Genomic DNA, 12,584 nt, shown 5'->3' on the forward strand with positions numbered 1-12,584 from the left:
AAATCTAAAAAGTTTCAAAAAAATAAACCCTGAAAGAATTCTGTAAGATTCTTTCAGGGTTTATTTTTTATTGAAATGCTTGTTTAATTTAATCTGCCACATATTTATTATTCCAGTACAACATCAATAAAAGCGTGACAATAACGCACGAAGCAGTTCCTTCAAAAAACAAGGAAAGACAGTAATTTGCAACCGAAGGTTGACCACCAAACATAAAGGCTTCTGACAATGATTTGACATATTGGTCTCCTCCCTTTGCGTAACTGTAAATAAGCAGTGCGACAATACTAATTACCACAGCTGTAAACGAAGTAACCATAGCTGAGATTGCATTTGGAACAAATTCATTTTTACCTTCAGCCAAATTCATCTGTAATGTTCTGTTTACACCATAAAAAATGAAAAGAACATTGAGCAATCTCAAGTAAAACAGATTGGAAAGATTTAAAACCTCCATCAACAGGAAAAATAATGCTATCCCTGCAAATATCAAAAAGCCGTTAATTATTTCTTTAGATAATTTCATAACACTGATTTTAGTTTAATAAATAAAGCTCTCCCCATAATTGATATTTATAGATGAGCTTCTCTGAAGGACTAACTATTTTTTAATTGAATCTGTTCTAACATTTTGATTCCCTTTTTGTTTTGAACCATCAGTTCCTGATCCAGTAGCTCCCTCTCCAGTAGCTCCTGTTGTACCATTTGTACCATTTTGATTCTGGTTCATTGTCGCAGAAGAGTCCACAGCAGGCCCAATAGTATCAACTGACATATCCATACTATCCGTTTCATAATTATGCTGTGGATCTACAGTGTTGTTTTCATTTTTTTTACACGCTGATGTCAATCCTATTAAAAGAAGTAACATTAAAACTTTAAATCTAAATAACTTTTTCATAATACCATATTTTTTTAGTTTGTAATAAAATCAAATGTAAAGTCCTTACAAACAGTGTTTTTACATAATTATAGAAATGGTTTACAAGAATCAAATACATTTTACATCTTATTTAGTAACGATTCACATAATTGTGTAATCAATGTTTAAAATCCTGTAAAAAAAAGTTTTTACAAGACCTTAATTTTAATAAAAAATTGATTATTAACAATTTAAACAAGATTAATATGAATACAACAGCGATAACTCAGCAAGCACAAAAATCAAAATCTGTATTAAAGAAAAACGTTTCGACATTAGAAAGAGTTTTAATGGTAACCAGCGGAGCTTATTTATTATATAGCGCCTTATCTAAAGAAAAGAAAAGCATCTCAAAAGCAGGTGCAGGTGGCGCAATGCTTCTAAGAGGTATTTCTGGATACTGTCCCGTTTATGATGCCGCAGGACATTTAATGAATGACAAAGCATCTAATGTTAATATAAGATTGAACGTTGTGATTAATAAGCCTGTAGGCGAAGTATATGATTTCTGGCGTAATCTTGAAAACCTGCCTAAATTTATGAGCCATCTTTCAGGTATTAAAACTATTGATGAGAATACATCTGAATGGACAGCAAAAGGACCTGGCGGAATTGGATCAATAAGCTGGATCGCTAAAATTGCTAAAGATCGAAAAGATAAACTTTTAAGCTGGTTTTCTGTTGATGGCTCCACAATTAGAAATGCCGGCAAAGTGATTTTTAAAGCTCATGGCCATACTGCCACAGAACTTGATATTACAATTTCTTACCATGCGCCACTTGGAATTGCAGGAGAAAGTGCGGCAAAATTACTGAATCCGTATTTTGAAAAATTAGTGGAAGCGGATATTTTGAGTTTAAAAAAACACTTGGAATCCAATGAATAAACAGAGTATGGATATTGCATTAAAAAAAGGACAGGAAGTTCGTCAGGAATTTGGCGGCCCCGTCATGAAAGTAATTGGTTTTGAACCTGAACTAATAGAAAATGTAGTGACACAGTGGGAAGATGATGAAGGAAACATTATAACAGCAAAATTTATGGACTCGCTGCTTATTCCTGCTGATCAATAGTTCAAAAACTTTAAATATTTGAATTATAAAATTTATTCTTTTCTTAATTTATAAATCAAAATTGAATTATGTAGCCATTCCTAAAAATGTTTACATAATTCATTTGTAAACAAATCAAAAATGAAAACCTTTTTTAAAAACAATGGATTATCGATCTGTTTTATACTACTTTTCATTGGCGCTCTAATAGGACAGATATTTTTAGGTTTTAAAGAACATAATAAAGAATTGATTGAAGAAGGTGGAAAAATAATTTCCCTAAGTTCCTATCTCACTTCAGGACATTTCTTCGAGTCCACTTTTGAAAACTGGGAAAGTGAATTTCTTCAAATGGCACTTTTTGTTGTTCTTACAATTTCCTTAAAACAAAAAGGATCGTCAGAATCCAAAAAAATAGATGAACCCGAGGAAGTTGACAGAGAACCTGACCCAAATCGAAAAGATGCACCGTGGGCTGTTAAAAAAGGCGGTTTAATTTTGCAGCTTTACAAACACTCCTTAACTATAATACTACTTTTGTTATTCGTTATTTCGTTTATAATTCATTTCTACGGAAGTTTAAAAGACGAAAACGAAAAACTGCTTCTCCAAGGAAAACCTTTGGAAAGTGTTTCATCCTACATACAAAATTCAAGATTTTGGTTTGAATCATTTCAAAACTGGCAGAGCGAATTTCTTTCTGTTTTTGCTATAATCATGCTATCCATTTATTTCCGCCAAATAGGTTCTTCACAATCCAAACCAGTCGATGCACCGCATATGGAAACCGGAGAGTAACTGTCTTGATTTACTTTTTTCAAGTTAAATTGAAACATGAGACTTTTATAATAGCGTCCCCTAAAAGATTTGACATTGTAAGCATGCAGATTAGACCACATTTACAGCTTATTTAGAGTGAAGGAAATAAATATTTAATATGCATTTTCTCAAAATTAAAAGACAAAAGTTAAAAATTATAGTATCTTTAAATTAAAAATTACAAGTATACAAATCACTAAGTAATTTACACCTTCTGATTTAATAATATAAATGACCTTTCTAAATACTGCTTTAACTGAAAACATTTCTCCAAACTTTTCCCTGACAGCCATTGCATGCTCTGCGGAAGAATTAGAAGCCTTATATAAAATAGTCTCGCAGATTCCTAAAGATTCGGGTATTGTTTATCTTATTTTACAGCATTTATCCTCAAATAATACAAACAATCTTACAGCTGATTTATCGAAGTTAGCAAAGATTCCTGTTGTTGAGATTGTAAATAAAATAGATTTTCAGTCTGATCATATTTATGTGGTTCCTGAAAACAATTATATTACGGCAGAAGAAGGTGTTCTAAAAATGCATGCCATTAAACGCATTGATAAAATCAGTAATAATATTGATCTTTCTTTGGAGGCAATCGCCCAAGTTTATAAAAGTTTTGCCGTTGGTGTTGTTCTTTCCGGTACAACACTTGACGGTACTCACGGATTAAAAAAAATTAAAGAATTTGGCGGTATAACCATTGTTCAGAATCCTGAAACGGCAACTTTTAAAACAATGCCTCAAAATGCCATTGAAGGAACTGCGGTCGATTTTATTCTGGCTCCGGAAAATATTGCTTTTGAGTTAACCAACATCCGTAAAAGTTATCTAAGCAATCATGCCTACAGCGATGAAGAACATATTTCTAAAAAGGAAGAAGACGTGCTTCATCAAATCTTGAATCTTATTCTGCAAAAAACGGGAAATGATTTCTTTAATTACAAAAAACCAACCATAAGAAGGCGTATTACCCGCAGAATGCTGGTTTTGAAAAAAGAAACCATGAGCGATTATTACACCATTCTTCGTAACGATAAAAATGAACAGAATCTTCTTTTTAATGATTTATTAATTCCTGTTACCTATTTTTTCAGGGACGAAGATTCTTTTGAATCTCTCTCCAAAACCGTTTTACCGCAGTTAGTGCACAATTGCACCAATAATACTTTGCGCTTATGGTCAGCAGCATGTTCAACTGGTGAAGAAGCTTATTCTTTGGCTATTATTATATGCGAGTATTTGTCCGCTAATAATATAACAGATATAAAAGTACAGATTTTTGCTTCTGATATTTCGGAGCAATCCATAGCAAAGGCGAGATCTGCCATTTATTCCGCACAAGATGTACAATATATTTCTGAAACGAGATTAGAAAGCTATTTTACAAAACGCGATGGTCATTATCATGTCAATAAAATAATTCGCGATATGTGCATTTTTGCGACACATAACTTTATTAAAGATCCTCCGTTTGCCAAAATCGATTTGGTTTCCTGTCGTAATGTTATGATTTACCTCACTAATTTCCTGCAGGAAAAAGTATTGGGTTCTTTTCATTATTCTCTTAAAGAAAAAGGTTTTTTATTTCTTGGAAAGTCGGAATCAGCCAATATTGTGCCCAATTTATTTGATACTGTAGTCAAACAAGATAAAATTTACTCAAAAAAATTCACACCTGCCCGTTATGTACCTCAGGCATTCAAACCTTCTAATGCAATAAGCAATAAATTAAAAACATACGAAAGCAGTAATCCGCAAACCGATTTCAGAAAAGTTGCCGATGACATCTTATTTTCAAGATATACACCTGCAAGTGTTATTGTAAATGAGCATTTGGAAATTGTTCACTTTCATGGAGATACCTCTCCTTTTTTACTGCCAGCACCCGGGAGGCCCAATTTCAATATCCTAAAAATGGCGCGTGAAGGAATCAGCTTTGAACTTCGCAATGCTATTTCAGAAATTAGAAAGAATAAAGAAAATATCATTTTAGAAAATCTTTCTGTAAAAGACCAAAATTATCAGGCTTCTGTTGAAATTTTGCCCCTTTTGAATGATGAGGAACATCTTATGATACTTTTTTATAAAAGTCCCATTCCAGAAACCGATTCCAATTCAAAAAATGATAAAAAAAGTGTCGATCAACTTCGAATTATAGAACTCGAAAAAGAATTATCACAATTACGTGAAGATATAAAACGTGTTACAGAAGAACAGCAGATTGCTTTTGAAGAACTTCAGACAACCAATGAAGAATTATTAAGCAGTACAGAAGAACTTCAGGCTATGAATGAGGAATTGGAAACTTCTACTGAAGAACTGCAATCCAATAATCAGGAATTGATGTGTACCAATGATGAACTTTTAGATCGTCAGGAACAGTTGCTTTCGATGCGCCATTATGCGGAATCTATTGTACAAACTATCAGAGAACCTTTAATTATTATTGACAAAGACTACAATGTAAAAAGTGCCAATCCGTCTTTTTATAAATATTTTGGTTATGCTGAAAAAGACACGGAAGGATTTTCGTTTTTTGAAATTGGAAATTGTCAATGGGATATTCCAGAATTTAAAGATTTAATTTTTAAAATGCTCGTTCAGAAGCAGACCATTGAAGATTATAAATTACAGATTCTCTGCAATGGCACTGAAAAGAAAACGTTGATGGTAAACGCACGTTTAATACAGAACACCAAACCATACGGAATGATACTTCTGGCATTTGAAGATATTACAGATTTAGTGGCTTCAAATGAATTATTAAATAAAAGAAATGCAGAATTGCAAATCTACAACGAACAGTTGGAAAACTTCACTTCGTCGGCAAGCCATGATCTGCAGGAACCTCTTAATAAAATTCACATGCTATGTCAGCGAATTTTTGAAAAAGAAATTGGTTTGTCGGAAAATGGGAAACACAATCTGCAGCGTGTTATGTATTCGGTAAAAAATATGAATCAGCTCATTGCCGATCTTATCAATTATTCCAGAATAAACTTTACGGAAAAAAAATTTAAAAAGACCGATTTTAATCTTCTGGTCAAAAAAACTTTAAACGATATCAAAGATTCCATTGATGAAAAGAAAGCGGTGGTTACAGTTGATATTACAGCTTATTCGGTAAATGTAATCGCTTTTCAAATACAACAATTGCTTACCAACCTGATTCTAAATTCGATTAAATATTCTAAAGAAAATGTAGCGCCTGAAATCACGATAGAAACAACGAAAGCTTCTTCGGAAGAAATCATAAATCTTGGAGGAAATCCTGAAACAGAATACGTCAAAATTAATGTAGTTGATAACGGAATCGGCTTTGATAAGGATTTCGAAAACAGAATTTTTGAGCCTTTCTACAGACTTCATGGTAAAAGTGAATACGCAGGAAGTGGACTAGGTTTAACTCTGGTTAAAAAAATAGTTTCAAACCACAATGGTTTTATCAAAGCATCAAGTAAAATTGATATTGGAACGACTATGAGCATTTATCTTCCTTCATAACCAAATAGTCATTTCATAATTATAATGGGAATTATGAAAGTCTTTTAATCAATTATAATAAAAATTTCAAAAAAGTAGGTTTATATTTATAATTAAAGAGATGGAATGAATTATTTGAACGTTCAATTTAATTATAGCATTTCTGTAATCGCCTGATAAAATAGTCCAAAGAGTGAACTACAGCATCTATTACGGCAATTTAAAACAGAAGTTATTAGTGTGAAATAAAGGGAACAAAGTTTACTTTAGATACTAAAATAGACTTTATCCAACAGAACAAATCCATACCATTACGGTCTTGTTCTATTAATGGTATCTCTACCCTGCTGAGTCGTATTTTCTTTAGACTTAGTGGTTTTTCCCTTCTGTTCAGTACGCTGTCTATTGACTGTATCTTTCTTTGTAGTGATGCTTTTCTGCGTACTAGTTTTGTGTTTGCTTTTTTTACTGTGAATAGTGTCTGTACTTTGTTTTTTCTTAACAGGAGTTTCATGCGCAGATGCAAACCCAAAAAACAGGATTATACAAAAGCTTGCAATTAAATTTCTCATAATTCATTTCTTTTAATTAATAATTTGATTTTCAAAACAATGCTTATTTGTTTTAACTTCAATTTTATCGTTTTAAATATCAAACATTTACACCTAAAAACATTTAAATTAATAGGATTGCCATAAACCCTCATTAAAAATGAAAACAAATGAATTAATAAATCAATCAAATTCTAATTTTCCAGTAACAGCAATAGGAAGTTCTTCCGCTGAAATTGATGTATTAAAAAAAATAATATCTGATCTGCCGTCAGACTCAGGAAGAGCATATCTTATTTTTGAAAATTTTTCAGTCGCTCAGACTCCTAACCTTGCAGATTTACTTGCAACACAAACCAAAATACCAGTTACCGAAATCGTTCATCACATTGACTTAAAATCCAACCATATTTATGTCATTCCTGAAAATAATTTTCTGATTTACAAGGACGGAATATTACAATTAAAACCTCTAATTAGAGGCAGTAAAACCAATAACGGTTTCGATCTGTTTTTTGAAGCCGTCGGAAATACTTTTAAAAGTTATTCGATTGGTTTAATATTAACCTGGTCGCCCTTTGACGGCTCTACAGGTCTTAAAAAACTGAAAGAAGCTGGCGGATCAACAATGGCTGTTTTGTCAAAAAAAGCATTTATTCAAAATGCGGTAACTTCTGAATACATCGATTATTTTACACCACCAGATGATATTGCTGATAAACTAATGCAAATTCATGAACGGAACTTAGTAACGCATTCTTACGGGGAAAAAGAATCAACACCCGACGAACAGGAACTGCTGCATCAAATAATCGAAATATTATTTTTAAGAACCGGTACAGATTTCCATCATTATAAACATACAACACTACGAAGAAGAATTGCAAAAAGAATGGTGGTTACCAAACAGGAAACCTTCGAAAAATATCTTATCTTGTTGCGGAACAATACCAAAGAACAAGATTTTTTGTTTGATGATCTATTGATTTCGGTTACTTATTTTTTTCGAGATCAGGAGGCTTTTGATGATTTGTGCCAAAGCATTTTTCCTTCTTTGATTAAAAACCTATCCAATTCAACTTTACGATTTTGGTCGGCTGGTTGTTCTACAGGAGAAGAAGCCTATTCCCTTGCAATCTGTATTCACGAATATTTGGAAGAAATCAACAGAAACGATATCAAGGTGCAGATCATCGCTTCGGATTTGTCTGAAAAATGTATTTCGAAAGCAAGATTAGCCATTTATACGGCACAAGACATCAAAAATATAAGCGAAAAGAGACTTGAAAAATACTTTACCAAAAGAGACAACAGCTTTCATGTCAATAAAGTTATTCGGGATATGTGTGTTTTTGCCGTTCACGATTTAACAAAAGATGCCCCTTTTGCCAAAATTGATTTTGTTTCCTGCCGCAATGTTTTAATCTATTTTGATACCGATTTGCAGAATCAGGTATTAGCATCTTTTCACTATGCGCTTCGTGACAAAGGATTTTTGTTTTTGGGAAAACCGGAATGGACACAACACGTTCCGCACTTATTTACAACTGTCGACAAATTGAATAGGATTTACACTCGTAAAACAGTGGAGCAGTTTCTACCAAAAAAAATAACAAGAACTGATTATAACACTCGGGAAATAAATGAAAGCAGTGACCCTGAAACAAACTATAGAAAAATTGCTTCAGATATTCTGCTTGAGCATTATTCACCCGCCGCGGTAATCATTAACGAAGATCTTGAAATTGTTCATTTCCATGGTGATACCAGTCCATTTTTACAGCCTGCACCCGGAAAACCCAGTTTCAATATTTTGAATATGGTTCGTGAGGAATGGGGTTTTGAACTTAGAAATAACATTTTAAAAGCCAGAAACGAAAAAAAGAACTTTTCTGGAGATTTTATCGCCTTGAAAAAGCAGTCTTTTTTAACTTCATTCGAAATTATTTACCTTCCTGCTTATGCTGATTTACTGCTTATTATATTCTGTAAAAAACCTATTGCTTCAGCAGATTCCAGTAATCATCATTCGCTGGAAATGGAGAAAGAACTGCTGCAACTTCGCGGCGATTTTAAAAGAGTTACTGAAGAACAGCAGATTTATTTCGAAGAATTGCAGACTACAAACGAAGAATTGGTAAGCTCAAACGAAGAAATGATGCTGATAAACCAACAGCTTGAAAACTCTGCTCAGGAATTGCAGTCTAATAATCAGGAACTTTCCTGTTTAAATGATGAACTCCAAAATCGTCGGGAAGAAATAGATTCTATGCGTAATTATTACGAATCTATTGTCAATACCATTAAAGAACCGCTTCTTATTATTGATAAAAATTTTATCATTAAAAGTGCCAATCCTGCTTTTTACAACTATTTTAAAATCACTGAAGAACAAACAGAAGGGCTTTCGATATTCGATATAGGAAATTCCCATTGGGATATACCAGAATTTAGAGAATCTGTACTGAAAAAGGCAAGCCGTAATGAGGTTGTAGAAAATTTCAAAATTCAGTTTGACTTTGATATCCAGGGAAAAAAAATAATGCTCATTAACGCCACTCCAATTGTAAATGCTAATTCAAACGGAATGATCTTAATAGCGCTGGAAGATATTACTGATTTAGAACAAAGCCATGAATCTTTAAGAAAAAAAAATCTGGAACTTCATAATTATACCAAACAATTGGAATCGTTTACGATAGCGGCAAGTGATAATCTATTAGAGCCAATTCGCAAAATTTATATGTTTGGGAAAAAAGTTTTAGATTCCGAAAAAACGCTGACGGAATCTGGAAAACACAATTTAAACCGCTTGTTGACTTCGGCTGTAAATATGAATCAGCTTATGGAAGATCTAATTGATTATTCGAAAATAAATTTTGGACAGAAAGAGTTTAAAAAAACAGATTTGAATATTGTGCTAAAAAAAGTACTATCCGACTTAAAAGACAACATAAGCAAGCAGAAAGCAACAATAGAGTACAGCACGCTGCCATCGCTTCGCATTATTCCTTCGCAAATGCAGCAGCTTTTGACTCATTTGATTTCTAATGCCATCAAATATGCCAAACAAGAAAGAAGTCCGAAAATCAAAATTGGCGTAGCCGAAGTTGCTCCTGATGAATTAATAGATTTTGGAGCCAATCCCGACACACAATATATCAAACTTTTTATTAGCGATAACGGAATTGGTTTCCCAAAAAATTTTGAAACCCTTATTTTTAATCCTTTCTATAAATTGAACACAAGTGACCAACAATACGGAAGCGGACTCGGACTAACATTAGTTCAAAAAATCGTGCACAATCATAAAGGATTTATTAAACTTTCAAGTGAACCCAACAAAGGGACAATAGCTTACATCTATCTCCCCGTTTAAAATCAAATCTATAAAACAAGAATCTCCAGAAATGGAGATTTTTTTGTTTTACAACCATTTGTGGTAATTCTAGAATTATCATTTGCAATTGTATAAAAAACACATTTATGCAAAAATTAAATTTGAAACACTTGATAAATTACGGTCAGCAACTACCTATAAATCTTAAAGATAGGCTGTAATTATTTTAAAGTTTTAACTAATAAGAAACACCATGAAAAATTTTCAAGACGAAAAACAAAGAGATTTATCCATCAATACCTCCGATGGAACAAACAAAATTTTAACCACAGATCAAGGCGTTAAAATTAACGATGATAACAATTCGCTCAAAGCTGGAGATCGTGGGCCATCATTATTAGAAGATTTTATTTTAAGAGAAAAAATTACGCATTTTGACCACGAGCGAATCCCCGAAAGAATCGTTCACGCACGTGGTTCGGGTGCACACGGTTTTTTTGAAGTAACTAATCCAATTCCAGAATTGACAAAAGCAGGTTTCCTTCAGGAAAAAGGACAAATAACACCTGTTTTTGCTCGATTTTCTACCGTAGCAGGATCAAGAGGTTCTACCGATCTTGCGAGAGATGCTAGAGGATTTGCCGTGAAATTTTACACGCAGGAAGGGATTTACGATTTAGTAGCCAATAATATTCCTGTATTTTTTATTCAGGATGCTTCGAAATTTCCAGATCTTATTCATGCCGTAAAACCAGAACCGCACAACGAAATTCCTCAGGCAGCTTCGGCTCATGATACTTTTTGGGATTTTATTTCGCTAATGCCGGAATCTATGCACATGATTATGTGGGTAATGTCAGACCGCGCTATTCCGAGAAGCTACAGAATGATGGAAGGTTTTGGTGTTCATACCTTTAGATTGGTAAATGCTCAGGAAGAATCGGTTTTTGTTAAATTTCACTGGAAACCTAAATTAGGAACTCACGCTGTTGCCTGGGATGAAGCACAGAAAATTTCAGGAAAAAATCCTGATTTCCACAGACAGGATTTATGGGAAGCCATTGAAACAGGAAATTTCCCTGAATGGGAATTGGGCATTCAGGTTATTCCAGCCGAAGACGAACACAAATATGAATTTGACCTTTTAGATCCAACAAAAATTGTTCCCGAAGAATTAGTTCCCGTAACCATTGTGGGAAGAATGGTTTTGAACAAAAACCCTGAAAACTTCTTTGCCGAAACCGAACAAATTGCTTTTCATCCCGGTCATGTTGTTCCAGGAATTGATTTTTCCAACGATCCGCTTTTGCAGGGAAGATTGTTTTCTTATACCGATACGCAATTATCGAGATTAGGAAGCCCTAATTTTCATGAAATACCAATCAACAGAAGCATTGCTCCCGTTCACAACAATCAGCGTGATGGACATATGCGTCAGGAAATCAACAAAGGACGTGTAAGTTATTCTCCAAATTCACTTGGAGGAGGATGCCCGTATCAGGCAAAAATTGCCGAAGGAGGTTTTGCAAGTTTCAACGAACGTGTTGACTCGCATAAAGTAAGAGCCAGAAGCGAAAGTTTCAACGATCATTTTGGTCAGGCCAAATTGTTTTTTAACAGCCAGACGCCTGAAGAAAAAAGCCATATTGTAAAAGCACTGCGCTTTGAACTTGGAAAAGTAGAAACAACAGCGATCAGAGTCAGAATGCTGGGATTATTGGAACAAGTTGATGTAGAACTTGCTCAAAAAGTAGCGCAGGGACTTGGGGCAAAAGTTCCGACAGTATTAGAAACACCAATAAACAAAGGAGTATCTCCAGAAATAGAAGAAGCAGGAACTCAGGAACCCAAAACGGTTCAATCTTCAGTTGAATCGTCTCAAGCTTTAAGTATGGTTAATAATCCAACCAATTCACCAACAATCGAATCCAGAAAAGTAGCAATTCTAGTAACGGACGGCGTTTCAGAAGGCGCTGTAATGAACATGAAAAATGCACTGAAAAAAGCTGGTGCCAAAGGCTGTGTCATTGCACCGCATTTAGGTTCTGTTACAACAGATAACGATGGAGCAATTGCGGCAGAATTCAGTTTCCTGACTGCTTCATCCGTTTTGTTTGATGCTGTTTATGTGCCACATGGACTAGGATTAAATACTTTGGCAGAAAATGAAGATGCTCTTGAATACTTGAACGATGCCTACAAACACTGCAAAGTAATTGGTGCCGATGGTGAAGCCTCAGAAATAATTAATGCTGCACCATTTGCTTCAAAAATTACAAATGATGATGAAGGCGTTATTGTAACTAGCGAAATTGCCAGCGAAACATTTGCTCAGGAATTTATAAACGCCATGACCAAACATCGTTTTTGGCAGCGCGAACCAAACTTGTACAATTAATCAAAAAGAATA

Annotated in this window: 9 protein-coding genes; 6 read left to right on the forward strand and 3 right to left on the reverse strand. The window is 34.0% G+C overall.

Annotation, left to right across the window (positions count from 1 at the left end; translation table 11 throughout):
* Positions 1 to 88: 88 nt before the first annotated feature.
* Positions 89 to 526, reverse strand: a complete 438-nt coding sequence (locus BM289_RS23385) for a hypothetical protein (protein WP_091498420.1) — start codon at positions 524 to 526, stop codon at positions 89 to 91.
* A 75-nt stretch (positions 527 to 601) separates the two neighbouring features.
* Positions 602 to 871 (reverse strand): hypothetical protein, encoded by a 270-nt coding sequence (locus BM289_RS23390; protein ID WP_208610279.1) that lies wholly within the window; start codon positions 869 to 871, stop codon positions 602 to 604.
* Positions 872 to 1,128: 257 nt separating this feature from the next.
* Between BM289_RS23390 and BM289_RS23395 the strand changes: the two genes are divergently transcribed.
* From BM289_RS23395 to BM289_RS23410, 4 genes are all read left to right on the forward strand, one after another.
* Positions 1,129 to 1,809: a YgaP-like transmembrane domain gene (locus tag BM289_RS23395; protein ID WP_091498425.1), complete on the forward strand. Its 681-nt coding sequence runs from the start codon at positions 1,129 to 1,131 to the stop codon at positions 1,807 to 1,809.
* Positions 1,802 to 1,996: a hypothetical protein gene (locus BM289_RS23400; RefSeq protein ID WP_091498428.1), complete on the forward strand. Its 195-nt coding sequence runs from the start codon at positions 1,802 to 1,804 to the stop codon at positions 1,994 to 1,996. Before BM289_RS23395 ends, BM289_RS23400 begins: the two co-directional genes overlap by 8 nt.
* A 120-nt stretch (positions 1,997 to 2,116) precedes the next feature.
* Positions 2,117 to 2,773: a DUF6766 family protein gene (locus BM289_RS23405; RefSeq protein WP_091498430.1), complete on the forward strand. Its 657-nt coding sequence runs from the start codon at positions 2,117 to 2,119 to the stop codon at positions 2,771 to 2,773.
* Between the two features lie 252 nt (positions 2,774 to 3,025).
* Positions 3,026 to 6,304, forward strand: coding sequence for a CheR family methyltransferase (locus BM289_RS23410; protein WP_091498433.1), 3,279 nt, complete (start codon positions 3,026 to 3,028; stop codon positions 6,302 to 6,304).
* A 290-nt stretch (positions 6,305 to 6,594) separates the two neighbouring features.
* Here the strand turns inward: BM289_RS23410 and BM289_RS23415 are convergent, their stop codons facing one another.
* Positions 6,595 to 6,855 (reverse strand): hypothetical protein, encoded by a 261-nt coding sequence (locus tag BM289_RS23415; protein ID WP_091498436.1) that lies wholly within the window; start codon positions 6,853 to 6,855, stop codon positions 6,595 to 6,597.
* 139 nt (positions 6,856 to 6,994) lie between these two features.
* Here BM289_RS23415 and BM289_RS23420 point away from each other — a divergent pair, with 139 nt between their 5' ends.
* Together BM289_RS23420 and BM289_RS23425 are read left to right on the forward strand one after the other, a co-directional pair.
* A complete protein-coding gene (locus BM289_RS23420; protein ID WP_091498439.1) occupies positions 6,995 to 10,213 on the forward strand; it encodes a CheR family methyltransferase in 3,219 nt (1,072 codons plus the stop codon).
* Between the two features lie 214 nt (positions 10,214 to 10,427).
* Positions 10,428 to 12,572, forward strand: coding sequence for a catalase (locus tag BM289_RS23425; protein WP_091498442.1), 2,145 nt, complete (start codon positions 10,428 to 10,430; stop codon positions 12,570 to 12,572).
* The last annotated feature ends 12 nt before the right edge of the window (positions 12,573 to 12,584 follow it).

This window comes from Flavobacterium phragmitis, from assembly GCF_900112575.1.
GTDB lineage: Bacteria > Bacteroidota > Bacteroidia > Flavobacteriales > Flavobacteriaceae > Flavobacterium > Flavobacterium phragmitis.

Excerpts from the sequence above, each read along its gene's own strand:
- BM289_RS23385 (WP_091498420.1), bottom strand. The coding sequence starts at position 526 with ATGAAATTATCTAAAGAAATAATTAACGGCTTTTTGATATTTGCAGGG.
- BM289_RS23390 (WP_208610279.1), bottom strand. The coding sequence starts at position 871 with ATGTTACTTCTTTTAATAGGATTGACATCAGCGTGTAAAAAAAATGAA.
- BM289_RS23395 (WP_091498425.1), top strand. The coding sequence starts at position 1,129 with ATGAATACAACAGCGATAACTCAGCAAGCACAAAAATCAAAATCTGTA.
- BM289_RS23400 (WP_091498428.1), top strand. The coding sequence starts at position 1,802 with ATGAATAAACAGAGTATGGATATTGCATTAAAAAAAGGACAGGAAGTT.
- BM289_RS23405 (WP_091498430.1), top strand. The coding sequence starts at position 2,117 with ATGAAAACCTTTTTTAAAAACAATGGATTATCGATCTGTTTTATACTA.
- BM289_RS23410 (WP_091498433.1), top strand. The coding sequence starts at position 3,026 with ATGACCTTTCTAAATACTGCTTTAACTGAAAACATTTCTCCAAACTTT.
- BM289_RS23415 (WP_091498436.1), bottom strand. The coding sequence starts at position 6,855 with ATGAGAAATTTAATTGCAAGCTTTTGTATAATCCTGTTTTTTGGGTTT.
- BM289_RS23420 (WP_091498439.1), top strand. The coding sequence starts at position 6,995 with ATGAAAACAAATGAATTAATAAATCAATCAAATTCTAATTTTCCAGTA.
- BM289_RS23425 (WP_091498442.1), top strand. The coding sequence starts at position 10,428 with ATGAAAAATTTTCAAGACGAAAAACAAAGAGATTTATCCATCAATACC.